Annotated in this window: 22 protein-coding genes; 12 read left to right on the top strand and 10 right to left on the bottom strand. The window is 65.0% G+C overall.

Translation table 11 applies throughout. The features are described 5' to 3' along the window. The first annotated feature begins 122 nt into the window (after positions 1–122). Entirely contained in the window at positions 123–962 is an 840-nt protein-coding gene (locus PVW49_RS08150; protein WP_274590302.1) for a shikimate dehydrogenase family protein, read from the top strand. Between the two features lie 3 nt (positions 963–965). On the opposite strand, the gene PVW49_RS08145 is transcribed toward PVW49_RS08150, so the two are convergent. From PVW49_RS08145 to PVW49_RS08120, 6 genes are all read right to left on the bottom strand, one after another. Beyond that, positions 966–1814, bottom strand: a complete 849-nt coding sequence (locus PVW49_RS08145; RefSeq protein ID WP_274590301.1) for a dihydrodipicolinate synthase family protein — start codon at positions 1812–1814, stop codon at positions 966–968. Positions 1815–1917: 103 nt separating this feature from the next. Next, positions 1918–3432, bottom strand: a complete 1515-nt coding sequence (locus tag PVW49_RS08140; protein ID WP_274590300.1) for a sugar ABC transporter ATP-binding protein — start codon at positions 3430–3432, stop codon at positions 1918–1920. Next, positions 3429–4430 carry an ABC transporter permease gene (locus tag PVW49_RS08135; RefSeq protein WP_048534893.1) on the bottom strand — a complete coding sequence of 334 codons (1002 nt, stop codon included), beginning with the start codon at positions 4428–4430 and terminating at the stop codon, positions 3429–3431. Before PVW49_RS08135 ends, PVW49_RS08140 begins: the two co-directional genes overlap by 4 nt. Before the next feature lie 12 nt (positions 4431–4442). Further along, on the bottom strand, positions 4443–5417 hold the full coding sequence (locus tag PVW49_RS08130; RefSeq protein ID WP_048534895.1) for an ABC transporter permease: 975 nt from the start codon (positions 5415–5417) through the stop codon (positions 4443–4445). A gap of 83 nt (positions 5418–5500) precedes the next feature. Next, positions 5501–6298 (bottom strand): SDR family NAD(P)-dependent oxidoreductase, encoded by a 798-nt coding sequence (locus tag PVW49_RS08125; RefSeq protein WP_048534896.1) that lies wholly within the window; start codon positions 6296–6298, stop codon positions 5501–5503. Between the two features lie 78 nt (positions 6299–6376). Beyond that, a complete protein-coding gene (locus PVW49_RS08120) occupies positions 6377–7336 on the bottom strand; it encodes a sugar ABC transporter substrate-binding protein (protein WP_048534898.1) in 960 nt (319 codons plus the stop codon). A 316-nt stretch (positions 7337–7652) separates the two neighbouring features. Between PVW49_RS08120 and PVW49_RS08115 the strand changes: the two genes are divergently transcribed. From PVW49_RS08115 to PVW49_RS08080, 8 genes are all read left to right on the top strand, one after another. After that, positions 7653–9392: an extracellular solute-binding protein gene (locus PVW49_RS08115; RefSeq protein ID WP_433962398.1), complete on the top strand. Its 1740-nt coding sequence runs from the start codon at positions 7653–7655 to the stop codon at positions 9390–9392. Between the two features lie 18 nt (positions 9393–9410). Further along, positions 9411–10220, top strand: coding sequence for an SDR family NAD(P)-dependent oxidoreductase (locus PVW49_RS08110; protein ID WP_048534901.1), 810 nt, complete (start codon positions 9411–9413; stop codon positions 10218–10220). 87 nt (positions 10221–10307) lie between these two features. Next, positions 10308–11606, top strand: coding sequence for a M24 family metallopeptidase (locus tag PVW49_RS08105; RefSeq protein WP_274590298.1), 1299 nt, complete (start codon positions 10308–10310; stop codon positions 11604–11606). 23 nt (positions 11607–11629) lie between these two features. After that, complete coding sequence (locus PVW49_RS08100; RefSeq protein ID WP_048534904.1) at positions 11630–12634, top strand: thiamine pyrophosphate-dependent dehydrogenase E1 component subunit alpha; 1005 nt, start codon at positions 11630–11632, stop codon at positions 12632–12634. A gap of 10 nt (positions 12635–12644) precedes the next feature. Further along, entirely contained in the window at positions 12645–13643 is a 999-nt protein-coding gene (locus PVW49_RS08095) for an alpha-ketoacid dehydrogenase subunit beta (protein WP_074837165.1), read from the top strand. Next, positions 13630–14943 carry a biotin/lipoyl-containing protein gene (locus PVW49_RS08090; protein ID WP_274590297.1) on the top strand — a complete coding sequence of 438 codons (1314 nt, stop codon included), beginning with the start codon at positions 13630–13632 and terminating at the stop codon, positions 14941–14943. The genes PVW49_RS08095 and PVW49_RS08090 overlap by 14 nt, the downstream gene beginning before the upstream one ends. 15 nt (positions 14944–14958) lie before the next feature. Then, positions 14959–16389 carry an NAD-dependent succinate-semialdehyde dehydrogenase gene (locus PVW49_RS08085; protein ID WP_274590296.1) on the top strand — a complete coding sequence of 477 codons (1431 nt, stop codon included), beginning with the start codon at positions 14959–14961 and terminating at the stop codon, positions 16387–16389. Between the two features lie 9 nt (positions 16390–16398). Next, positions 16399–17277, top strand: coding sequence for a 2-oxo acid dehydrogenase subunit E2 (locus tag PVW49_RS08080; RefSeq protein ID WP_274590295.1), 879 nt, complete (start codon positions 16399–16401; stop codon positions 17275–17277). 40 nt (positions 17278–17317) lie between these two features. Here PVW49_RS08080 and PVW49_RS08075 read toward each other — a convergent pair whose 3' ends face one another. Then, a complete protein-coding gene (locus PVW49_RS08075) occupies positions 17318–18583 on the bottom strand; it encodes an ROK family transcriptional regulator (protein ID WP_048534909.1) in 1266 nt (421 codons plus the stop codon). Positions 18584–18809: 226 nt separating this feature from the next. Between PVW49_RS08075 and PVW49_RS08070 the strand changes: the two genes are divergently transcribed. Further along, positions 18810–19466: a nucleoside/nucleotide kinase family protein gene (locus PVW49_RS08070; RefSeq protein WP_074837162.1), complete on the top strand. Its 657-nt coding sequence runs from the start codon at positions 18810–18812 to the stop codon at positions 19464–19466. A gap of 36 nt (positions 19467–19502) precedes the next feature. Beyond that, positions 19503–20444: a transaldolase gene (tal, locus tag PVW49_RS08065; RefSeq protein ID WP_074837161.1), complete on the top strand. Its 942-nt coding sequence runs from the start codon at positions 19503–19505 to the stop codon at positions 20442–20444. Between the two features lie 53 nt (positions 20445–20497). Here the strand turns inward: tal and PVW49_RS08060 are convergent, their stop codons facing one another. From PVW49_RS08060 to PVW49_RS08050, 3 genes are all read right to left on the bottom strand, one after another. Then, complete coding sequence (locus PVW49_RS08060) at positions 20498–21604, bottom strand: M24 family metallopeptidase (protein WP_274590294.1); 1107 nt, start codon at positions 21602–21604, stop codon at positions 20498–20500. Between the two features lie 68 nt (positions 21605–21672). Further along, a complete protein-coding gene (locus PVW49_RS08055) occupies positions 21673–23262 on the bottom strand; it encodes an ABC transporter substrate-binding protein (protein WP_074837159.1) in 1590 nt (529 codons plus the stop codon). A 57-nt stretch (positions 23263–23319) separates the two neighbouring features. After that, entirely contained in the window at positions 23320–23928 is a 609-nt protein-coding gene (locus tag PVW49_RS08050; RefSeq protein ID WP_048534916.1) for a helix-turn-helix domain-containing protein, read from the bottom strand. Between the two features lie 239 nt (positions 23929–24167). Here PVW49_RS08050 and PVW49_RS08045 point away from each other — a divergent pair, with 239 nt between their 5' ends. Further along, positions 24168–25211 (top strand): ABC transporter permease, encoded by a 1044-nt coding sequence (locus PVW49_RS08045; protein ID WP_274590374.1) that lies wholly within the window; start codon positions 24168–24170, stop codon positions 25209–25211.

Below are 25211 nucleotides of genomic sequence, written 5' to 3'. Positions count from 1 at the left end.
GTAGACAAGCCGCACCGTCATCGCTAGAAAAAATATCCGACGAAATGTCTAATGTCATATGAAGATCGATTTGTTGGCCCGTTCGCGGGCCGGCCCGTGATCTGGCTATCGGGAGCGGTGGAATGGTCGATATCAACGGACAGACCCGCCTCATCGCGCATCTCGGCGTGCCGACCGAGAGCTTCAAGGCGCCGATGATCTACAACCCGTGGTTCGCCCATCGCGGCATCAATGCGGCGGTCGTGCCGATGGGTTGCGAGGTGGGCGATTTTCCCGACTTCCTGCGGCTGGTGTTCCGGCTGCGCAACATCGGCGGTGCGCTGGTCACCATGCCGCACAAGGTTGCCACCGTAGGCCTGCTTGATCAGGCGAGCGTTGCGGTGCGGATCTGCGGGGCCTGCAACGCGGTGCGGCGCGATGACGAAGGCCGACTTGTCGGCGACATGTTCGACGGCGAAGGTTTTGTTCGCGGCGTGCTGCGCAAGGGCCGACGGGTCGCAGGCGCGTCGGCGCTGGTGGTCGGAGCCGGCGGCGTGGGCTCTGCGATTGCCGCCTCGCTTGCGGCGGCAGGGGCGGCGCGCATCGGCCTGCATGACGTCAGTGCCGGGGCCGCCGAGGGGCTCGGGGCGCGGCTGCGGCAGCATTATCCCGCGTGCGAGATCCTGACCGGATCGAAGGATCCCGCGGGCTTTGACATCGTGGTCAACGCGACGCCGCTGGGCATGCGGCCGGGCGATCCGCTGCCGCTGGACCCGGAGCGGATCGACCCGACGACCCTGGTGGGCGAGGTGGTGATGAAGGTGCGGGAAACGCCGTTACTGGCCGCCGCTCGTGCCAGGGGCTGCGAGACCCAGGTCGGCACCGACATGCTGTTCGAGCAGATCCCTGCCTACCTCGAATTCTTTTGCCTGCCGTCGACGACGCCGGAAGAGCTGCGGCGGCTGGCGCGGATCGAATATTGAGCGTCAGCCCGCCGGGATCACCACGGCGCGCTGACTGTTGTTGAGTGGCGTCAAAGGCGCGCGCAGACGCTCCCAGGCGGGTTCGGCGGATTTCTCTGCCAGCATCGCCTTGAGCGCCGGGATCACCGGCACCGAGACAATCCGGGTGACCTCTTCTGACAGGGCGCGGTCTTCCGTGGCGCTGTCGAAAAGCTGTTTCAGCCGCCTGGGGCAGAGGTTGGCGACGCCCGAAATCGCCCCGCCGCCGCCCAGGGCCGCCGCACGGTGCAGCAGGCGTTCGTCGCCGATCAGCACCGGAATCGTGTTGAGGCCGAGCAGGGCCTCGGCGTTGCCCCAGTCGCCGGAGCTGTCCTTGATCGCACGGATGCGCGCGGGGAAATCGGCGACCAGCCGGCCGACCAGGGCGACCGAAAGCGGGACGCCCGTGACCTGGGGAATATGATAGAGGATGAACCTTGCGCGGCTGTCGCAACGGGCGAACAATTCGGCGTGCCAGTCGTAAAGCCCGTCATCACCGTTGCCTTTGAAGTAGAACGGCGGCAGCAGCAGGAAATTCTCGATCCCCTGCGCCAGCCCTTCCTCGACCTGCGTTGTCGCATCTTCGACCGACGGGGCACAGATGCCCAGCACGATGCGCGCGCGCGGCACGGCGGAATTGGTCAGCGCGTCGATGCCGCGCTGACGCGCCTGCCGGCCGATCGAGGCGCCTTCGCCGGTCGTGCCATAAAGCGCCACGCCGTCCGCACCCTCGGCCAACAGGGCTTCGGCGTGCCGGACAAGGAGGTCGGTATCGATGTCGCCACGCTCGGTGAACGGTGTCAGCAGTGCGGTGTAAATCCCGAATCTTTCCACGATGATCCTCCCTCCGGTCTGGCTGCCACTAGCCGTGACAACCGCAGGATAGTCAATCGCGCATCCCGCGACCGCAAAGCAGAACGGCCCGGGCAGGCCGGCGTCAGGCCACCCGCCCGGTGCTGCCGATCCCGGAGATCGCCTGGATCAGATTGTCTTCGGTGACCTCGTCAGAGGTAAAGGTCCGCATGATCCGGCCGGAATACATCGCGACGATCCGGTCGCTGACATGCAGCACCTCGGGCATCTCCGAAGAGATCACGATCACCGCATAGCCCTGTGCGGCCAGATCGCGGATCAGATTGTGGATTTCGGATTTCGATCCGACATCGATGCCCCGCGTCGGCTCATCCACGATCAGGACGCGCGGATGCATCGACAGCCATTTGCCGATCACGATCTTCTGCTGGTTGCCGCCGGAGAGATTGCCGACGAGCTGTTTCCAGCCCGGCGTGCGAATGTCGAGCTTGTCGCGGTACTGGTCGAAAATCGCCACCTCGGAGCCTTCGGCGACGAAGGGCCCGGCCGTGAGATCGTCGACCTGCGGCAGGGTCATGTTGTCACGGCAGTTCATCCCCAGCACCAGCCCCTGGCCTTTGCGATCCTCGGGCACAAGCGAAATGCCGAGGGCGATGGCGTCGGCCGGGGAGTTGATGCGCACCTCTGCCCCATCGAGCAAGATGCTGCCGGCAGAGGGGTCGCGCAGGCCGAACAGGGTCTCGGCAATCTCGGTGCGTCCCGCGCCGACCAGCCCGTAGAACCCCACCACCTCGCCGCTGCGCACCTCGAAATCGATTTCCTGAAACAGCGGCCCGCAGGACAGCCCGCGCACCTCAAGCGCCACGTCGCCAAGCGTGTGATGGCTGACATTGCGGCTGAGGTCGAGACTGCGGCCGATCATCAGCTGGGTGACCTCTTCCTCGGTGGTCTCGGCGGTGTCGAGCGTGCCGCGATACTGGCCGTCGCGCAGCACGCTGATCCGGTCGGTGATCTTGAAGATTTCCTCCATCCGGTGCGAGATATAGATGATGCCGACCCCGGCGGATTGCAGATCGGCGATCACGTCGAACAAAACCACCTTTTCCGCATCGGTGAGCGAGGCGGTGGGCTCGTCGAAGATCACCGCCTTGGCCTCGACCGTCAGGGCGCGGGCAATCTCGACCATCTGCTGGTTGGCAATCGAAAGGTCACCAACCCGGGTCCGGGCGTCGAAGCTCACCTTGAGCTTTTTCAAGATCGCATCGGTGCGGGCATATAGCCGGTCCCAGTCGACCAGCCCGAAGCGCTTGCGCGGCAATTCGCCCAGATAGATGTTCTCGGCCACCGTCAGCTCTTCGGCGAGGCTCAACTCCTGGTGGATGAAGACGATGCCCTTGGCCTTGGCCTCGAGCGGGCCGGACATGACGACCGGTCGCTCGCCGACGATGATCTTGCCGGCGTCCGGCTGGTGAATGCCGCCCAGCACCTTCATCAGGGTGGATTTTCCGGCGCCGTTTTCGCCCATCAACGCATGCACTTCGCCCGGCATGACGGAGAACGACACACCGTCGAGCGCACGCACCCCGGGAAAGGTCTTGACGATGCCTTCGAGCCGCAGGGCAGGGGTGTCATCGGTCATATCTTCAGCTCCTCTTTGCCCTTGACGTTCAGCTGCCTGTCGAGAAACAGCACCGCGATCAGGATCAGGCCGATAACGAGGTTCACCGTCGAAGTATCGGCACCGATATGGGCCAGCCCCTTGCGCAGCAGCTGGATTGCCAGCACGCCGCCAAAGGTCGATACGATCGAACCCGCGCCGCCGGCCAGCTTGGTGCCGCCCAGCACCACGGCCGTGATCACCCAGAGCTCGTAGAGCTCGCCGTCATTGGGATTGACCGAGCCGCTTTCGGAATAGAACACCACTGCCGAGAGCGCCGCCAGAAAGCCGATGATCATGAAGTTGATCATCATGTGCGGCCCGACCCGGATACCGGCATTGACTGCCGCTTCGCGGTTGTCACCGATGGCATAGGCGTTGCGGCCGTGCACCGTGCGGTTCATCAGGAACCAGATCACCGCCGTCACGATCAGCAGAAACCAGGTGGCCGTGTGCAGCCAGAGAAACTGCGCCTCGGCGAAATCCACCAATGTCCAGTTGAGATGCGAGGTCGGCTGTTCGCCGTTGTACATGAAGACCAGCCCGCGATAGCCGAGCATCGAGCCGAGGGTGACGATGAAGGCATCGACCCCGGTTTTCCAGACGATCAGCCCGTTCAGCGCGCCCAGGGCGACGCCGGTCAGCAGCGCCAGCAGCCAGGCCACGGGGATCACCGCATCGCCGAGACCGGCAAAGACCGGCCAGCTCATCGCATCCAGAAGCACGATAGCGCAGATTGCATAGGTGGCGCCGACCGAGAGATCGATATTGCCGTTGATCATGATCACCGTCATGCCCATGGCGATGATGCCGATCGGCGCCGACTGCTTGAACAGCAGCAGCATGTTGTCGAAATCCATGAAGGCCTTTTCGCTCAGCGACAGGAACTCGCCCGCCACCGAAAAGAAGATCAGCTCGAGCACGATAAAGCCCCAGATGGCGCCGCGCTTGAGAAAGGTCGAAAGCGTTCCGGGTTGCATGGTCATCCTCCTTCAGGCGATCGGCGACAAGAGCTTGCCGCGTTTGGCCGCGACATCGAGCCAGACGGCGAGGATGATGATCACCCAGGTCACCACATACTGGACATAGAATTGCAGGCCGACCAGCAGCAGGCCGTTCTGGATGAAGCCCAGGATCAGCACGCCGATCACGGTCTTGAAGATCGTGCCCGACCCGCCCAGAAGCGATGCGCCGCCAAGGATCACCGCCGCCAGAACCTCCAGCTCCAGCCCCTGGCCGACGGTGTTCTGCGAGCCCAGCGAACGGCTGGCCTGGATCAGCCCGGCGGTGGCCACGCAGAAGGCCGACATCAGGTAGCAGGCGAAGACCACGCGCGCCCGTCGGATGCCGGAAAAGGTGGCCGCAGTGCCATTGCCGCCCACCGCATAGACCTTGCGGCCGAAGGGCGTCCTAGCCAGGATTGTTCCCAGCACGGCGGCCAGCAGCAGAAAGATCAGGATCGGCACCGGGATGCCCAGGGCCTCGCCCTGGCCGAAGACCGAAAACCAGGTTCCCGCCTTGTCGGCGATGTCCATGTTCTGGCCGCCGGAATAGGTCAGCGTCAGCCCGTGGATCGCCGAGAGCATGCCCAGAGTGACGATCAGCGAGTTGAGCTTGAGATAGCCCACCAGAAAGCCGATGAAGGCGCCGAGGCAGAGGGTCATGGCGAACATCGCCGGGATTGCCAGCGTCGGGCCGAGCTTGTCGTGCAGGTCGAGCACCACGATGGTCGAGAACGACATCATCGAACCGACCGACAGGTCGAGATTGCCGCTGATGACCACGAAGGTCACCCCCAGCGCCATGACGCCGAGAATGGCCGAGGACCGGACCACGCCCAGGATGTTGTCAGGGTCCAGAAAGCGCTGATTGGCCAGCGTGAACCCGATGATAAAGAGCGCGAAGGCCACCAGGATGCCCTGGCGGGCCAGAAAGCCCCCGATCTGTGTCTTGGTGACGCTTGTCATGCGGTCCTCCCCTGCGGCGCGCTCCCGGCGCCGTTCCTTTCAACCAGCCGAGCGGTGGCGCCCCTGCCTGCGGAGCGCCCCGCTCAGACCAAAGTCATGCCGCCGTCGATCATCACGATCTGGCCGGTCATGTAATCGCTGTCGCGCGAGGCCAGAAAAGTTGTCGTGCCGGTGATGTCCTCCGGCCTGGCGACGCGGCCCCGGAGGATCTCGGCGGAAAACTCCTCCATCGCCTGGCCCGGTTTCTGCGCCGCACCGATGGCCAGCAGGTCGCGGTCGACCTCTTCCCACATTTCGGTGGCCACGACGCCCGGCGCAAAACCCGTGACGGTGATATCATGTTTCGCCAGATCGCGCGCGCCGGATTGGGTCAGCGAAACAACGCCCCATTTGCTGGCGCAATAGGGCGCGACATTGTCAAACCCCTGGCGGCTGGCGATAGAGGCGGTGTTGATGATCTTGCCCGGCGTGCCCTGACGAATGAATTGCTTGGCCGCCTCCTGCATGCCGATCATGCAGCCCAGCCCGTTGACGCGCATGATGAAATTCCAGTTGTCCTCGGTTACTTCGAGAAAATTCATCGGCTTGTTGACGCCGGCATTGTTGAACTTGACGTCGAGCTTTCCGAAGACGGCCACCGCCTTGTCGATCATGGCGCGCACCTGGGCGCGGTCGGCGACATCAACGGCGGCCCAGGTCACCTTGCCGCCGGTCTCGGCGGCGCGCGGCGCGTTCCGGTCGGCGACCTGTTGCACCAGATCGCCGTTGATATCGGCAAAGCAGACGTCTGCGCCCTCGTCGAGCAGCGCTTCGCCGATGGCCCGGCCGATACCGCGCGCGGCGCCGGTCACGATGCAGGAACGGTTCGACACTCGGCCCATGCTCGCCTCCCTGGGGTGACAACGTTCGGTGAAAACGGGCGCGGGCCAAGGCCGCGCCCGAGGCAGACCCTGAAGGCCTCAGAACACCGGTTTGGTGTAGTCGCCCATGTTGTCCTGGGTGATCTTCGGCGTGTCGAAGTAGTTCAGGAAAGGCACCTCCTTGCCCTCGAGCACATCGACCGCGGTCTTCAGCGCGGCTTCGGCGTCGTCCACCGGCGACTGGTAGATCGACCCCCAGTATTCGCCACGCTCCATCGCCTCGTAGCCGACCGAGAAATTGGTGGCGCCGACAAAGATGATGCCGTCGCGGCCGGCAGCCTTGGCGGCATTCAGGGCGCCGACGCCCATGTTGTCGTCGCCGGAATAGACACCGTCGATGTCATCGTATTTGACCAGGAAGGCTTCCATCACCTTCTGCGATTTCTCGCGGTTCCAGTCGCCCGGCTGGGTCTCGACTAATGTCACGTTCGGGCAGACCTCGGGCAGGCGGTCGTCAAAACCCTTCTGGCGCTCGATGGCGGTGGTATAGCCGGGCTGGCCCGAGATCTGCACCACGCGGGCCTCGTCTTCGATGCCCATCTCCTTGAATTTGTCGCACATGATCTCGGCCGAGCGCGAGCCCTGGGTGATATTGTCGGGGCCCGAGAAGGAGGCCACGAAATCGAAACCTTCCTCTGCGATGTTGGAATTGGTCACGATCACCGGGATGCCGGCCTTGTGCGCCTTGCGGACGGCGGGGATCACCGCCTCGCCATTGGTCGGCCAGATGATGATGGCATCGACCTCCTGCTGGATCAGGTCTTCCATCTGGGCGATCTGGCGCGCGACGTCGCCGCCGGCGTCGAGCACCACGGCTTCGACGTCGGGGTTGGCCTCGGCCGCGGCAATGAACGATTTTTCGTAGGTGGTCTGGTAGCTGTCGACGCCGACGTTGTTCTGGGTGATGCCGATCTTGTAGCCGCCATGGCCGCCCGCGAACGCGGCACCGGCAAGCGCGGCAGTGGCGGCGGACGCGGCAAGAACTCTGCGAAGTGTCATTTGGGTCTCCTCCCGGGTTGTCTCGTTCACGGCCTGTGACAAGGCCAATCCCCCTCCTCCTCGGGGAATCATCATCCGGTGCGCCGGACGACTGACGACAGAGTGCGCCGTCTCCCGGTTCGGGAACTTAGCGAAAATGTCCAAAATGAGTGCCTGCATATCCAAATTGGATAATTTCGCGATACGCTGCAACGATCAAGTTGAACAATCTGCGGGAGGTGATGGCATGGGCAAATCCAGATCATCCAAATTGAGCGAAACCGCGGCCGGAAGGCCCCAGGCGACACGAAAGGGCTGGTCTCCCGAGATGAATGCAATGGGCACACATACGGACACCCGCATGCAGACCCAGCTTGCCTCGGGCGAGATGCTTCAGATTCTGTCCTATCTGGAGGATTGCAGCGACGAGCTCGACCACACCATCGAGCTCAACGCCCCGAACCCGGTGTTCCGCATGGCGCTGCATGTGATCAAGGGGCACCTGGAGGCCAAGATCGTCACGCCCACCTCGCTGATCGCCGCCGCCAATGTGCCTTATGCCACCGCCAGCCGGCGGCTGAAGGAGATGATCGATGCCGGGCTGATCGACCAGCGGCCGCGCACCAAGTCGGGCAAGAGCTTCTCGATGCATCCCAGCGACAAGATGATGGATCAATGGACCCGGATCTCGGGCCGGGTGCGCCGGCTGACCGAGACCTATTTCGGCTCCGGGGCCAAGGCCGCCGAGGACCGCGACTATTACTTTGGCGGCTCTTACATGACCGCCCGTTCGATTCCGCCGATCCAGGTACTGCCCGAGCCGTTGAAGGTGGCGGGCGGCATTCGGGTGCTCGTGCATGGCGACCCGACCTTCATGGTGATGGAGAACCTCAAACGCCAGTTTGAACAGGTGATCGGCACGCAGATTCACCAGCGCGCCTTTTCAATCGACCGGCTGCGCGAGGAAGCCTTGCGCAATGCCGAACGCAAGGCGAGCCGCTATGACATCATCGCGCTCGATCTGCCCTGGGTTGGCGAATTTGCCGACAAGTCGGTTCTGATGCCGCTGGATGACGTGATCGATGTCGCGGCCGTCGATCCGGCCGATTTTCACACCGCCGGCTGGAAGGCGGCCCATTGGGGTGGCCGGCCTTATGGCGTGCCCGCCCAGACCACGCCCGAGCTGCTGTTCTATCGCCGCGACCTCTTTGCTGAGGCCGGGCTGGAACCGCCGGGCACGACCGACCAGCTGCTCGAGGCCGCGCGGCGGATGCACGACCCGCAGAAAGGCCGCTATGGCATCGCCTGGAACGCGGCCCGGGGCACCGCGCTTGGCCATACCTTCCTGATGACTCTGGCGGATTTCGGCCAGCCGGTGCTCGATCTGCCGGAAGCTGCCGGCGGCTTTGACACCGACGGGCTGGCCGACCGCGGCTATCGCGTCACCATCGACACCGACAAGGGGCTGCTGGCGGCGGACTTCCTGATGGAGCTGCTGCGCTATTCGCCGCCCGACATTCTGTCGATGTCCTGGTACGAACGGGTGCGGCCCTTTGCCGCCGGCAAGATCGCCATGGCCTATGGCTACACCCTGCTCGCCCCCTATTTCGAGCTTGATCCCTCGTCGCCGGCCTATGGCCAGACCGGCTATCTGCCGCATCCGCACGGGCCGGGCGCCACCAACGTGGCGCCGGTGGGCGGCTATGTGATGGGCATCCCGGCCAATCTGGCCCCCGAGCGGGTGCCGGCCGCGGCCGAGGCGCTGCGCGTCTTTACCAGCCCCGAGGCGCAGAAGCTCTTTGTCCAGAACGGCAGCCGCACCAACCCGCGCTATTCCGTGGCTTCCGATGCCGAAGTGCGCCGCGCCTCGCCGATCTTCGAGGCGGTGGACGCCATGTCCTGGCGCGACGAGTTGCAATTCTGGCCGCGCCCGCCGGTGCCCGAGATCACCGGCATCATCCAGATCTGCGGCGAGGAATTCCACGACATGCTGCGCGGGCTGACCGCGCCGCGCGATGCGCTGCGCCGCGCCCAGGAGCGGGCCGAGGCGCTGATCCACACAACCGGACCATCCTGATCTGAGGAGGAGAGAGCCATGGACCCCGACCGCCTGAAAGGCAAGAACATCCTGATCACCGGCGCCGCCCGTGGCATGGGCGCGGCCAATGCCGAAGCCTTCGCCGCGCAGGGCGCCAATGTCTGCATCGCCGATCTCGACGGTGATGCGGCGCAGGAGATGGCCGATCAGATCAACGCCGCCGGAAACGGCCGGGCGATCGCGGTCAGCGCCGATGTCACCCGGCGCGCCGACAATGCCGCCGCCGTCGCAGCCACGGTCGAGGCCTTCGGGTCGATCAACGTCGGGCTCTTCAATGCTGGTCTCAACAAGCCCCGGTTCTTCATGGATATCGACGAAGACAACTGGGACATGATCATGAACGTCAACACCAAGGCGATGTGGCTTGGCATGCAGGAAACCGCCCGCCAGATGATCGCCCAGGGCCCGATGGAGGATCACCCCTACAAGATCATCAACGTCGGCTCCATCGCCTCGCGCAAGCCGCTGGTCGATGTGACAGTTTATTGCACCTCCAAATACGGCTGTCTGGCGCTGACCCATTGCGGCGCGCTGGGGCTCTCGGAGCACAAGATCACCGTCAATGGCTATGCGCCCGGCGTGGTGGTGACGCCGCTCTGGGAACAGCTCGACAAGGACCTCGTGGACATCGGCTTCAAGGAGCGCGAGGGCCAGGCCTATGACGACATCGTGCGCGACGCGCTTCAGATCAAGCGGGTGTCCTATCCCGAGGACATTACTGGCACCGCGTCCTTTCTGGCCAGCGACGACAGCGACTACATGACCGGCCAGATGATCCACATCGACGGCGGCTGGTGCATCCAGTGACGCCCTGAGCGACGTCAGCGCCGCCGCCCTTTCCGCCACAGACCGACCATCCGGTGCGTGCCGCCACGCGCCCCAAGGAGTATTGCCATGAACCGCGCCCTGACCCCCAATGTCCTCACCCCGCAGGACCTTGACCCCAACTGGCAATGGCAAGGCCGCCTGCCTGCCCTGGGGTTTTCCTCGGTGGATTTCGAACGCCGGATCGACCACGACCGCCTGCGCCGCTACCGGCTGAGCCGCACCCGTCAGGCGCTCCAGGCCAGCGATGCCGGCTCGCTTCTGCTGTTTGACGTCAACAACATCCGCTATGTCTCGGCCACCAAGATCGGCGAATGGGAACGCGACAAGATGTGCCGTTTCTGCCTGCTGACCGGCGACGACGCGCCTTACGTCTGGGATTTCGGTTCCGCCGCGGTGCACCACAAGAAGTTCTCGGACTGGCTGATCCCCGATCATTGCCGCGCCGGTGTCGTCGGCATGCGGGGCACGATCCCGCCCAGCTTCGGGTTGATGAAGAAATACGCCGAAGAGATTGCCGGGCTGATCGAGGACGCCGGCATGAAGGATATGCCGGTGGGGGTGGATTATGCCGAAACGGCGATGTTTCACGCGCTCAAGGAGGCCGGGCTCAACGTGGTCGACGGCCAGCAGATCATGCTCGGCGCCCGCGAGATCAAGAACTGGGACGAGATCCAGCTTCTGACCCAGGCAGCCAGCATGGTCGATGGCGTCTATCACATGATCTACGAAGAGCTGAAACCGGGCATCCGCGAGAATGACATCGTCGCGATGTCGAACAAGCTGCTCTACGAGATGGGGTCGGACGATGTCGAGGCGATCAACGCCATTTCCGGCGAGCGCTGCAACCCGCATCCGCATAATTTCACCGACCGGCTGTTCCGCCCCGGCGATCAGGCGTTTTTCGATATCCTGCAATCCTATCAGGGCTATCGCACCTGCTATTACCGGACCTTCAATATCGGCACGTCGACGCCCGCGCAGCAGGATGCTTATGTCAAGGCGCGCGAATGGATCGACGCCTCGATCGAAGCGATCAAGCCGGGGGTGACGACCGATCAGGTGGCTCGGCTCTGGCCCAAGGCGCATGAATTCGGCTTTCCCGACGAGCTGTCGGCCTTCGGCCTGCAATTCGGTCACGGGCTGGGGCTGGCGCTGCACGAACGCCCGATCATCTCGCGCGCGGTCTCGCTCGACAACCCGATGGAAATCCAGACCGGCATGGTCTTTGCGCTCGAGACCTATTGCCCCGCCGCCGACGGCTTTTCCGCCGCGCGGATCGAGGAAGAGGTGGTGGTGACCGACACCGGCTGCGAGGTGATCTCGCTCTTTCCGGCGCAAGACCTGCCGATCGCCAACCGCTACTGACCGGCGCGCCGCAGGGGGACATTATGACCAAGAAAACCAACACCGAAGACTACCTGCGCATGTACCGCCAGATGGTGCGCATCCGCACCTTCGAGGACAATGCGAACAAGCTTTACCTCTCGGCCAAGATGCCGGGGCTGACCCATATGTATTCCGGCGAGGAAGCCGTCGCCGTGGGCATCTGCGAGGCGCTGAAGGTGACCGACAAGATCACCTCGACCCATCGCGGCCACGGCCATTGCGTCGCCAAGGGCGCGGCATTCCGCGAGATGTTCTGCGAGCTTCTGGGCAAGGAAGAGGGCTATTGCCGCGGCAAGGGCGGCTCGATGCATATCGCCGACCAGTCGAATGGCAACCTCGGCGCCAATGCCATTGTCGGCGGCTCGATGGGCATCGCCACCGGCGCGGCCTTTACCGCCAAACTGCTGGGCCGCGACGACGTCACCGTCTGTTTCTTCGGCGATGGCGCCACGGCGCAGGGGTTGATGTACGAGGTGATGAACATGGCCGCGCTCTGGCACCTGCCGGTGATCTATGCCTGCGAAAACAACGGCTATTCCGAATATACCCGGACCGAGGAAATCGCCGCCGGCTCGATCTGCGCCCGCGCCGAGGCCTTCGGCATCGAGGCGCATCAGGTCGATGGGCAGGATGTGCTGGCGGTCAATGCGCTGACCCGCACCTTGGTCGAACGCGCCCGCAAGGGCGAAGGGCCGTTCTTTCTGGAGCTGATGACCTATCGCTATCACGGTCACCACGTGGGCGACATCAACCGCGAATATTACCGCTCCAAGGACGAAGAGAAGGACTGGAAGGACAATCGCGACCCGATCATCCGGTTCCGATCCTGGCTGGTCGAGGAAGGCATCGCCGGCGAAGACGAGATCGAGGCGATGAACGAAGAGATCAAGGCCGATGCAACCGCCGCCGTCGAATATGCGCTGGCGGCCCGATACCCCGACGTCTCCGAGGTGGACATGCATGTCTACACCGATGTGACACACGCGCTGGCGCGCAGCCCGGCCTGAGGAGGAACCGATGCGACAAATCACCCTGTCCCAGGCCGTGAACGAAGCCCTGGCCGAGGAAATGCGCCGCGACGAGCGCGTGTTCATCATTGGCGAAGATGTGGCAGAGGCCGGCACGCCGTTCAAGGTGCTCTCGGGTCTGGTCGAGGAGTTCGGCACCGCGCGGGTGGTGGATACGCCGATCGCCGAGCCGGGCTTCATGGGCCTCGCCGTTGGCGCGGCGATGACCGGCACGCGGCCCGTCGTCGACCTGATGTTCGGCGATTTCATCTATCTGATCATGGATCAGCTCTGCAATCAGGCAGCGAAAACCCATTACATGTCGGGCGGCAAGCTGAACGTGCCGCTGGTGCTGCGCACCAATCTTGGCGCCACCCGCCGTTCGGCGGCGCAGCATTCCCAGTCGCTGCATGCGCTGGTTGCGCATATACCGGGGCTCAAGGTCGCCATGCCCTCGTCGGCCTATGAGGCCAAGGGGCTGATGAAGACCGCCATCCGCGACGACAATCCGGTGGTGATCTTCGAAGACAAGCTGATGTACAACGACAAGGCTCCGGTGCCGGAGGAGGAATTCCTGATCCCCTTCGGCGCCGCCAATATCAAGCGCGAGGGCCGTGATATCACCCTGATCGGCACCTCGTCGATGGTGCAGGTCTGCGAAGCCGCCGCCGATCTCCTCGCCCAGGAGGGGATCAGCGCCGAGGTGATCGACCCGCGCACCATCGTGCCGCTGGACGAGGCGACGCTGCTGGCATCCGCACGCAAGACCTCGCGCGTGATCGTGGTGGACGAAGGCCACCAGAGTTACGGGGTGACCGGCGAGATCGCCTCCCGGATCAATGAACAGGCATTTTATCACCTCGACGCGCCGGTGCTGCGCATGGGGGCGATGGATGTGCCGGTGCCGTTCTCGCCGGCGCTCGAGGATATCACCGTGCCGACCCCCGAGGGCGTGGCGGCGCAGGCGCGCAAGCTGATGGCGGGGGAGATGATCCATGCCGCGGAATGAAACCTCGGGTCTGCCCCCGCATGAGGTGATCATGCCGGCGCTCGGCATGGCGCAGGACAGCGGGGTGATTGTCGCCTGGCACAAGGCACTGGGCGAGGCGGTCGCCGCCGATGACGTGCTGTTCGAGGTCGAGACCGACAAGGCGACGATGGAGGTTCCCGCCGGCGCCGAGGGTTTTGTCACCCATATCGGCGCCGAGGCCGGGGCCGAGGTGCCGGTGGGCGAGGTGATCGCGCTGATCGGCGCGAGCTCTGACGCGGGGCAGGGCGCTGAGGGTTCCGGTTCGGCGCCATCCGTCACGCCGGAGCCCGTGCCCGAGGGCGACAACGTGATCATGCCGGCGCTTGGCATGGCGCAGGACAGCGGGGTGATCGTCGCCTGGCACAAGGCGCCGGGCGAGCAGGTTGCCGCCGGGGACGTGTTGTTCGAAGTCGAGACCGACAAATCCACAATGGAGGTCGAGGCCGGATTCGACGGCTACGTCGCGGCGCTGCTGGCCGAGGCCGGAGAAGAGGCGCCGGTCGGCGAGACCATCGCGGTGATCGTGGCGGAAAAGCCCGGCACCCCGGTGCAGAAGAGCCGTGGCGCGGTTCCGGCGGCCAAGGTGGAGCCGACGGAAAAATCGCCTTCGCCGGCGCCAGCAAAGGCGAAGTCCAACGCGCCGGCGCAAACGTCGCCGCCGGCTTCGCGGACCGGCCGTATTCTCGCTTCACCCAAGGCCCGGCGTCTGGCGCTGGAACAGGGGCTCGACCTGTCGCGCCTGGCCCGGGCCGGCCATCCGCAGCCCTATCACGTCGCCGATCTCGAGGTGCTGCGGGCGCTGCCCGCCGCAAGTGCCGAGGCGGCGCCGGCGGTGTCGCGACGTCTCACCGCCGAGATCCCGGCCGACGGATTTGCCGATTTCGCCGCCTGGGCCGCCGACAGCGCCGGGCTGACGGACCCGGCGGCGCTGCTCGCCGGCATGGCGGCGGCAAGCCTGGGCAAGCCGGGCGCGATCGTCGCGGTCGAGCGCCTCGGCGCCACCCGGTTCTATGTCACCGCCGCCGGTCCGCTGTCGGGCGTGTCAGAGGCGCCGCCCGATGCCGTGCCCGACCTTCGCTTGCGGGATCTGCGGCTCAGCCGGATCAGCAGCCTCGCCCTCGGGGCCGAGGACGCGCCGGTTCTGACCCTGACGCCCTCGGGCGGCGGTCATGTCGTCACGCTGGAATGCGCCGGGGATCAACTGGGCGCGGCGGATGCCGTGGCGCTTGTTTCCGAATTCGCGGGCCGGATGGAACAGCCACTCCGCCACCTGCTCTGAGCCATGGAGGCCAACATGGAATGCACCGATCTCTATATCAACGGACGCTGGGTGCCGGGCGCCGGCGGCGCGCGGTTCGACGTCATCAATCCGGCCGATGAACGGGTTCTGGCCTCGGTCGCCTCGGCCGAGATCGCCGATGCCGATGCGGCGCTCGACGCGGCCGAGGCCGCGATGAAGGACTGGGCCGCCCGCACCCCGCGCGACCGCTCGGAAGTGCTGCGCAAGGCGTGGGAGCTGATGACCGCGCGACAGGAGGCCTTCGCCCGGTTGATCACCCGGGAAAACGGCAAGGCGCGGGCCGATGCGATGGGCGAGGCGGGCTATGCCGCCGAGTTCTTTCGCTGGTTCGCCGAGGAAGCGGTGCGCGCCGACGGGCTGATCACCCGGGCCCCGGCCTCCGGCGCGCGGATCGTGGTTCAGCACAAACCCGTCGGGCTTGCCGTACTGGTCACGCCCTGGAACTATCCGGCGGCCATGGGCACCCGCAAGATCGCCCCGGCGCTGGCTGCGGGATGTGGCGTGATCATCAAGCCGGCCTCGGAAACGCCGCTGACCATGCTGGCGCTGATGCCGCTGCTGGAAGAGGCGGGTGTGCCGCCGGGCCTTGTCAACGTGCTGCCGACGACTGGCAGCGGCGCGCTGGTCGATCACATGCTGCATGATCCGCGGGTGCGGGTGATCTCTTTTACCGGCTCCACCGGCGTGGGCCGCAAGCTGTTGAAATCCGCCGCCGACCAGGTGCTGAAGCCGGCGATGGAGCTGGGCGGCAACGCGCCCTTGATCGTCTTTGAGGATGCCGACATGGAAACCGCCGTCGCTGGCGCCATGCTGGCCAAGATGCGCAATCTCGGCGAAGCCTGCACCGCCGCCAACCGGATCTATGTGCATGCGGAGGTGGCCGAGGCCTTCACCGCGCAACTCACCGCACGGATGGCCGCTCTGAAGGTCGGCAACGGTCTCGAGGCGGACATCGACGTCGGCCCGCTGGTCAATGCCGCTACCCGCGACAAGGTGGCGGCATTTGTCGAGGATGCGATGGCCCGGGGCGCCGAATTGCGACTGGGCGGCAAGGTTCCAGAGGGCCCCGGCTTTTTCTATCCGCCCACGGTGCTGACCAATGTCGCGCCGGATGCGGATTGTGTCCATGACGAGATCTTCGGCCCGGTCGCCGCGATACAGACCTTCACCGATCAGGACGAGGTGATCGCCCGCGCCAATGACACCGAATACGGGCTGGTGGCCTATGTCTTCACCGAGGATTTCAGACGCGGAATGCAGGTCTGCGAGCGGCTCGACTATGGCATGGTCGGGCTCAATCGCGGTCTGGTGTCGGACCCGGCGGGGCCCTTTGGCGGGGTCAAGCAATCCGGGCTGGGCCGCGAAGGCGGGCACGAGGGCATGCTCGAATTCATGGAAACCCAGTATATCTCGGCAAGCTGGTAGGGGGCGGAAATGACGGATTTTATCGCAGCCCCCTCGGTTCGGGCGCTGGCCCTGCAACGGGGAATCGACCTGAAGACACTGGCGCAGGATCTGGGCCGGACCACCATCGCCCGCGAGGATCTGGAACGCCCCTCGCGCGCCACCGCGCCCTCGGGCGAAAGCGGCTATTGGGAGGTGGATCACGCCGCCTTTGGCGCGGTCGCCGAAGAGCCGACAAGCCGCTTTGCCCGGGCGGCGGCGGCCAATCTGGCCGCGGCCAATGCGATGATCCCGCAGGTCACGCATCACGACCGGGCCGATATCACCGCTCTCGAAGGTTTTCGCAGGACGCTGAAAACCGAGGCGCAGGAGCGCAATATTAAGCTGACCGCGCTGGCGTTCCACATCAAGGCGCTGGCACGGGCCTTGCGCGCCTTTCCGCGGTTCAACGCCTCGCTTAGCCCTGATGGCAAGACGCTGGTTCTGAAGGATTATGTGCATGTCGGCATTGCCGTCGACACCGCCTATGGGCTGATGGTGCCGGTGCTGCGCGACGTCGACAGGGCAGGTCTCTGGCAGATCGCCGGCGAGATATCAGACCTCGCCGCGCGGGCGCAGGACCGCAGGATCGGGCCCGAGGAGATGGGCGGCGCCTCGATGACCGTCTCCTCGCTCGGGGGCATCGGCGGCACGGGGTTCACGCCGATCGTCAATCCGCCGGAGGTGGCAATTCTGGGCATTTCCCGCACCGAGACCGCCACGCTCTGGCAGGATGACACCCCGCGCCCGGTGCCGATGCTGCCGCTCGATCTCAGTTACGATCACCGGGTGATCAACGGTGCCGATGCGGCCAGGTTCATGCGGTATCTTTGCGGGCTGCTGGAAGACCCGCGCCGGATGATGGTGTGACCGCACGGCCGGCCAGTGCCGCGCCATGCAGCGCCGAATCTCAGGACGCGGGCGGCTGCGTCGGCGCCGGGCCGGTCCGCATCAGGGTGTTCTGGTTGATGGCGTAATCCTGGTACATTGGCAGGGTCGCGGCGCCGATTGCCCGGGCCATGCCGCCCAGCCGCCCGGCCTCGCAGTCCGGCCGCAGCACGCCTTGCAGGTCCATGCCGTCAAGTTGGCGGTTCACCTCTGCCACCAGCGCCCGGCGGACATGTTCGGGAAAGGCGCCGTCGATCACCACCGCATCGAAATCGATCAATGCCAGCGACGACACCGCGGCATGCGCCAGCCCATGCGCCGCGATCTCGATCCAGGCCTGAACCGGCCCGGGACAATCCTTCCAGACGGACGAATCGCGCGCCACCCGGCCCGGGTCTTCTCCGGCGTCGCGCAGCATTTCCTCAAGCACCGTCAGCGAGGCGTGATCGACCAGCCGGTCGCGTCCGGGGCGGCCGGGCACGCGCAGCGGCCCAAAGCCGCCGGCGTTGCCCCGGCGGCCGAAAAAGATGCCGGAGTTCAGAACGATACCGCCGCCGACAAAGGTGCCGACAAAGAAATAGACAAAGTCGGATTGTCCGAGATGCGCGCCATGCATCAATTCGCCGGTGCAGGCGGCGGTGGCATCATTGGCGATGCTGACGGGAAAGGGCACCAGCCGGCTTATTTCGCTCCGGATATCGACCGACTTCCACCGCGCCATCTCTTCTCTCGGCGCGCCGAATTCCTCGGTCCAGCTCCAGAGTTCCCAGGGCATGGCAATGCCCAATCCCGAGATGTCCGATTTGTGCAGACCGGCGCGGCGAAGCACTTTCGGCAGGGCGCTTTTGACAAAGGCGATGCTGCGCTCCGGCGTGGGATATTGGTGAAAGTCGTGCTGCACCGCGCGCAGCGCACCGGCAAAGTCCACGATGGCAAGGTCGAACCCCCGGCGCCCGATCCGCAGCCCGAGATAGTGGCGCGCGTCGGGGTTGATCCGGGCCGGGACCGACGGCTGGCCGATCTTGCCGCGCTGAGGCGTGCCGCGGATCAGGAGGTTTTCCTCTTCCAGCGTTCGGAAAATCACCGAGACCGCATTGGGGGACAATCCGGTCGCCTGAGTCGCCTCGGCCTTGGTCAGCTCGCCGTGGCTACGGATCAGTTGCAGGATCAGCCGCTCGTTATAGTCGCGCACGGCAACCTGGTTGGAACCCTTTTGCGGGTTGGAGCGCAGCAGCGCCTCGCGAGCTGACGCCGGGCTTCCGGGCCCTGTATCGGTTTGATTCTTCACGATTCTGCCCCGTCTGGTCTGCCTCGTTTGGCTCCCGCCTGCATAGTAGGAGCTCTTGGCGGATTGGCAAGAGAAGACCGTGGTGTTACTCTCAATTATTACTTTCGAAGGAATTAATAATTGACTCACGACCCAACTCTGGCATACATAGCCACCCGTGATCGACGGATCACATAATGCCCGAGTCGTCGCCTGGCGGCCGGGGCCGAACCAGCGGACGCCGAAGATGATCACGCCCGACACCTTTCCCCAGAGCAAGATTGCCGATCTGGCCCAGCGCATCGCTGGCCTGCCGAAAAAGCCCGGCCGCTGGCTGGTCGCCATTGCCGGCGCGCCGGCCGGGGGCAAATCCATCCTTGCCGCCAATGTGACGGCGGCGGTCAACGAGGCCGGCCGCAGCGCGCGCGCCATCCCGATGGACGGCTTTCACCTCGACAACGAGATTCTCGCCGCCCGCGGCCTGCTGCCACGCAAAGGCGCGCCGGAAACCTTTGATGCCGATGGCTTCATTCATCTCATCCGGCGGCTGAAGGACGGTGGCGAGGTTGTCTATCCGCTGTTCGACCGGAGCCGCGACCTGGCCATCGCCGGCGCTGCCGTGATCGAGGCCGAATGCGACGTGGCGATCATCGAGGGCAATTACCTGCTGTTCAATGAGGCGCCCTGGTCCGCGCTCGCGCCGCTCTGGGATCTGTCGGTCTGGCTCGACACGCCGGGCGACGTGCTGCGCGACCGACTGGTGCAGCGCTGGCTCGATCACGACCATTCGCCCGACGCGGCGCTGGCCCGGGCCGAAAGCAACGACCTGCCGAACGCGCGCCGCATCCTCGCGGCGTGCCTGCCCGCCGATGTGACCTTTTCGCTGGCCGAGAGTCAGGGGTGAGACCAGCGCGGCCCCAATGATCAATGGAGAGACTTGATGCAAACCAGCCTGAGCCAATTGCGGCAGATGACGACCGTCGTTGCCGATACCGGCGATGTCACCGCGATCCGGGCGTTGAAACCGGTCGACTGCACCACCAATCCCAGCCTGATCCTGAAGGCGCTTCAGATGCCGGCGTTCGAAGAGCTGGTGGCGCGGGAAATCGAGGCCGGACGAGGGGCCGGGAAAACACCGCTCGAGATCGCTGACGCGCTGACCGTCGGGGTTGGCGTCGAACTGGCCAAGCTGGTGCCGGGCCGGGTATCGACCGAGGTGGACGCGCGGCTGTCGTTCGACACCGCGGCCTCGGTCGCCAAGGCGCGGGCGCTGGTGGCCGCCTATGCCGAGCGCGGCGTCGGACGTGACAGGCTCTTCATCAAGCTGGCCGCCACCTGGGAGGGCATCCGCGCGGCCGAAATCCTCCAGCAGGAGGGGACGGATTGCAATCTGACGCTGCTCTTTTCGCTCACCCAAGCCGCCGCCTGCGCCGATGCGGGTGTGGCGCTGATTTCGCCGTTTGTCGGCCGGATCACCGATTGGCACACTGCCCGCGACGGCCGCGCCTTTGCGGCCCAGGAAGATCCCGGCGTGCTCTCGGTGCGCGAAATCTACGACTACTATAAATCCAACGGAATCGAGACCATCGTCATGGGGGCCTCGTTTCGCAATATCGGCCAGGTCAAGGCGCTGGCCGGCTGTGACCGGCTGACGATTTCGCCGGGGCTGCTGCAAGAGCTTGACGCCGAGACGGCCGAGCTGAAGCGGATGCTGACGCCGGAAAAGGCCACTGGCCGCGCGCGGCTTGCAGTCGACGAGGCGCGGTTCCGTTGGAAGATGAATGCCGATGCCATGGCCACCGAGAAACTCGCCGAAGGCATTCGCAATTTCGATGCCGATCACGAGAAGCTCTTGCACCGGATCGCCGAAAAGCTGGCGTGAGCAGGACGACGGCGCCGCGGGGCGCCGTCATTTCCGTCAGAGACAGCCGCCGATCAGCCGGGGCGCACCATGTCGCGCGGCATTTCCGAGAAGATCTCGGGCCCGTCTTCGCGCAGGATCACGATTTCCTCCAGACGAATGCCAAAGGCGCCGCTGATGTAGATGCCGGGCTCGATCGAAAAGACATTGCCCTCGGCCAGCACCGCGTCGGAATTGGCGGCGATATAGGGTGGCTCGTGCACGTCGATGCCCAGCCCGTGGCCGGTGCGGTGCAGGAAGCGGTCGCCATAGCCCGCCGCCGCGATCACCTCGCGGGCGGCCTTGTCGATGTCACGCGCCGGCACGCCGGGCTTGGCCGCCTCCAGCGCGGCTTGTACCGCGTCCTCCACGACATTGAAAACCTTGGTGTATTCCTCGCCCGGCGTGCCGAAGAAGCCGCAGCGCGTCATGTCCGAGGGATAGCCGTTCAGCCGGCAGCCGGTGTCGATCAGCACGGCCGTATCCGGCGAGAGAGGGGTCTCGCCCGGCGTGTGATGCGGAAAGGCGGAAGAGGCGCCGAAGCAGACCGAACAGAACACCAGGCTGGCACCATTGGCCTTGTAGTGGTCCTGGATCAATTCGACCACCTCGCGCTCGGTGATGCCCTCCTCGAGGGCGGCAAAGGCGGCCTTGACGGCGCTGTCGTTCAGCAGATGCGCGGCCTTGATCGCCGCGTCTTCGCCGGCGTCCTTGGCGGCGCGCAACGCTCCGACGGTGTCTTCGGTAAAGCGGCGCCGGGGGCTGTCCATCGCGTCGAGCAGGCGCAGGGCGAAATCGGTGCGCATGGTCTCGTCCAGCACTACCGACAGGCCCGGGCCGGTGGCGTCGCAGGCGGCAAGCAGGGCGGCAAGCGCGGCGTCCGGGCCTTCGTCGTCACGCCAGTCGCAGAACGGCAGGTCGGTGTCGCGGCGCGCGGCATCGGCGTTCAGCGCCGGCATCAGAAACCCGGCGTGGCTCTGGCTGACCAGCAGCAGCACCGGCCGTTCGTCGCCATGCGGGTGAACGCCCGAGAGCCAGGCCATGTGGCTCGAGGGCCCGAGCGCCACGAGATCAGTGCTGGTCTCGGCCATGCGGGCGCGCAGGTTGGCCAGGCGGGTTGCGGTGCGGGGAAAGGCGGTCATGCGGGCTCCGATGGGTGTCGCTGAAATGGGGCAGGCGCCGGGGATACCGGCAGCCTGCGGTTTTGTGGTCAGTCCTTGTCGACCAGACGGTAATAAACGAAATCCGAAGTCGCGCCGTTGACGTATCCGGTCACGTCATCATCCATCGCCACCTGATAGGCCGCCTGGAACATGATCACGATGGGCGAGCTGTCCTGCACCGATTTCTGAAGCTCGCGGTACATGTCGAGCCGCGCCTCGGGGTCAGCCTCGGAGAGCGCCGCCATGGTCTTCTTGTTCAGCGCCTCCGGCACCGCCCATGCGTTGCGCCAGGTGGTGGTGGCGGCATAAGAGCCGTCGGAATTGTCGGAATTGTAGGCAAAGGCCTTGGCGTTGGAATGCGGGTCCATGAAGTCGGGGCCCCAATACAGCAGCATCGCCTCGTGGCTGCGCTCGCGGTACTTGGTGATCACCTGACTACCGGTGCCGGGCAGGATTTCGAAATTGATGCCGGCGTCGGCAAAGCTGGCCTGCAAGGATTGCGCCATGTCGGTGAAGGGCGCGGCGTTGATCACATCCATCGAAACGGTGATCGGCGTCTCGACGCCGGCCTCGTCGAGGATCGCCTTGGCCTTCTCCGGGTCGTAGGTGAACGGCGTCTCGTCATAAGAGCCGGGGAAGCCCTTGGGCCAGAAGGCCTGGTGCACGTCCATCTGGCCCTTGATGATCGAGTTGGTCATGCCCTCGTAATCCACCAGATAGCGCGCCGCTTCCCAGACTGCCGGCGGCGTCAGGCTCTCGGTCTTCTGGTTGAACGACAGGAAGTGGACGGCGGCCTGCGGAAAGGTCTCGACCTTGATTTCTTCGCTGTCGATCGAGGCGATCTGATCCGGGGTCAGGTTGCGCGCCATGTCCACATCGCCCTGTTCCAGCAAAAGCTGCTGGGTCGCGGCTTCGGCGACATGGCGGATGATCACGCTGTCGACTTCCGGCGCGCCGTTGAAATAGTTTTCGTTGGCGCCCATGCGCACCATCTGCGCCGGGGCGTAGCGGTCGAGCGTGAAGGGGCCGGAGCCGGCGGAGTTTTCGTTCAGCCAGGCGTTGCCCATGTCGCCATCGACCTCATGCTCCTGGACCAGCGCGCTGTCGACGATCGAGGCCGGGCGCGAGGCCAGCACGTTGAGCACGAAGGCAGAGGAGAAATCGCCGTCATAGGTCACCTTGACGGTGTTGCCCTCGGCGGTGACCATCTGGTCGACATTCTCCGGGGTCCAGCCAAGCTGGGCCAGGATGAAGGCCGGCGTCAGGTTCAGCTTGATGACGCGGCCGAAGGAATACAGCACATCCTCGGTGGTCACCGGGTTGCCCGAGGCGAATGTCGCGCCGTCGCGCAGGGTGAAGGTGATGGTCTTGGCGGCATCATCCGCCTGCCAGTCCGTGGCGAGGCCGGGGGCCAGGACGGTGGTGTCCTCGGCGTCGTATTGCACCAGGCGGTCATAGAGGTTGGTGACCAGCTCGCCCGAGGTGAACTCATAGGCCTGGGCCGGGTCGAGCGCGACGATATCGTCGATGTTCTGCGCCACGACAAGCACGCCTTCGGGGGTTTCGGCCAAGGCCGCCGGGGCCGCCAGCGGCAGCGCCAGGACGCTGGCCAGAAGGGTGGATTTCAGATGTTTCACAGGGGGTCTCCTTGTTGGATCAGGGTGAAAGAGCTGGCAGCGGACGCTCTGCGGCGCCTATATCTTGTGTGCCAGCTCCGGGAGCTCGATAGCGCCTGCGCGGGTCAGGACGGTCAATGTCCCGGCCCAGAGGATGCGGGCCGTCTTTTCGGTCGGGTTGCTCCAGGCATGGGCGGTCTGGCCGCTGTAATGCAGGCAATCGCCCGCCTTCATGCGAAAGCTCTGGTTGTCGAGGGTCTGTTCGATCTCGCCTTCGAGGACAAAGATCATCTCTTCGCCCTCATGGCTCACGGTTTCCGAGACATAGCCGGGCGGAACATGCAGCAGATAGCTCGACAGTTCCGAGCCGGGGAAATCGGCGGCGAGGCTTTCATAGGTAAGCGAGGAATGCGCCAGAGAAAACTGCGGCCGCTGGCCGGCGCGGGTCAGCCCGTCTGACGGCTTGGGCGCGGCGATGAAATATTCCAGCGCGACGCCAAGCGCATCGGCAATCTGCGCCAGCGTGCCCAGCGACGGTGTGGCATTGTCGCGCTCGACCTGGCTGAGATAGCCGACCGAAACGCCGGAGCGGTCGCAGAGCGCTTGCAGGGTCATCTGCACCTGCTTGCGCCGCTTGCGGATCGCGGCGCCAAGTTGCGGGTCTCGTCTGGCTCTTTCGCGCGGCATGGTCGCAGCCTTCCCCTTCTATGCGCCGCCCGCTTCTGCAAAGCTGTTGCGAACGGTCTCCCGTGCCGGAGCGACATGGTAAGAATATTTTTGTTATAGAAAAAAATTTTTTGCAATAAGCAAAATTTGTTTTATGCACGGAGGCATTCGGAACGGTGCGGCCTGCCTTGTCCGAAGGCAGTGGCCGTCACGATGCGGCCCGGACGGGGTGGCATCGACGCAGGAAAGGGGCGGTGCCTTTGCGCAGGAAGACAGCAGGAGCCCACAGGCTCAAGCAGGCGGCCAGGTCGCTCGGCGGCTTTGTCGTGGTGACGGCGCTGACCTTTATCGGGTTGATGGCGATCACCTTTTTCATCGGCCGGGTGATCCCGATCGATCCGGTTCTGGCGGTGGTCGGCGACCGCGCCACGCAAGAGCAATATGACGCCGCCCGCGTCGCCATGGGGCTCGACCGGCCGCTGGTCTTGCAGTTCGCCTCTTATGTCGGCGATGTCTTCCAGGGCAATCTCGGCCATTCGGTCTCGACCAACCGCCCCGTGGCGCAGGATCTGGCGCGGGTGTTTCCCGCCACGCTGGAAATGGCGACGCTGGGCATCCTGATCGGTGTCGGTCTTGGCGTGCCCTGCGGCACCTGGGCGGCGGCGCGTCAGGGCACCTGGGTCGATCAGCTGATCCGGGTCTTTGCGCTTCTGGGCTATTCGGTGCCGGCCTTCTGGCTGGGTCTCGTCGGGCTGGTGGTGTTTTATGCCAATCTCGGCTGGGTCGCGGGGCCGGGACGAGTCGATATCTTCTACGAGGGGCTGGTCGAGCCACGGACCGGGTTGATGCTGGTCGATGCGGCGCTGGCGGGCGACTGGGAGGTGTTCTGGAACGCGCTCGATCACCTGATCCTGCCGGCGGCGATCCTCGGGTTCTTTTCGCTGGCCTATATCGCGCGGATGACCCGCAGTTTCATGCTCGACACGCTGGGGCAGGAGTTCATCACCACCGCACGGGTCAAGGGCGTCTCGGAATGGCGGGTGATCTGGGTGCATGGCTTCCGGCCGATCCGGGTGCCGCTGATCACCGTGATCGGCCTGTCCTATGCCGCTCTGCTCGAGGGTTCGGTGATGATCGAGACGGTGTTCAGCTGGCCCGGCATCGGCAATTACCTGACCGTGGCGCTGCTCAATGCCGACATGAATGCGGTGCTGGGCGCGACGCTGGTGATCGGCGCGGTCTTCATCCTGATCAACAAGCTCTCGGACGTGCTTTACCGCGTCCTTGACCCGCGCAGCCGATAG

This window comes from Marinovum sp. PR37 (genome assembly GCF_028807375.1).
Classification (GTDB): Bacteria; Pseudomonadota; Alphaproteobacteria; order Rhodobacterales; family Rhodobacteraceae; genus Marinovum; species Marinovum algicola.
Note: the sequence above shows the minus strand (reverse complement) of the source record. Positions and strands in the feature narration are given on the sequence as shown.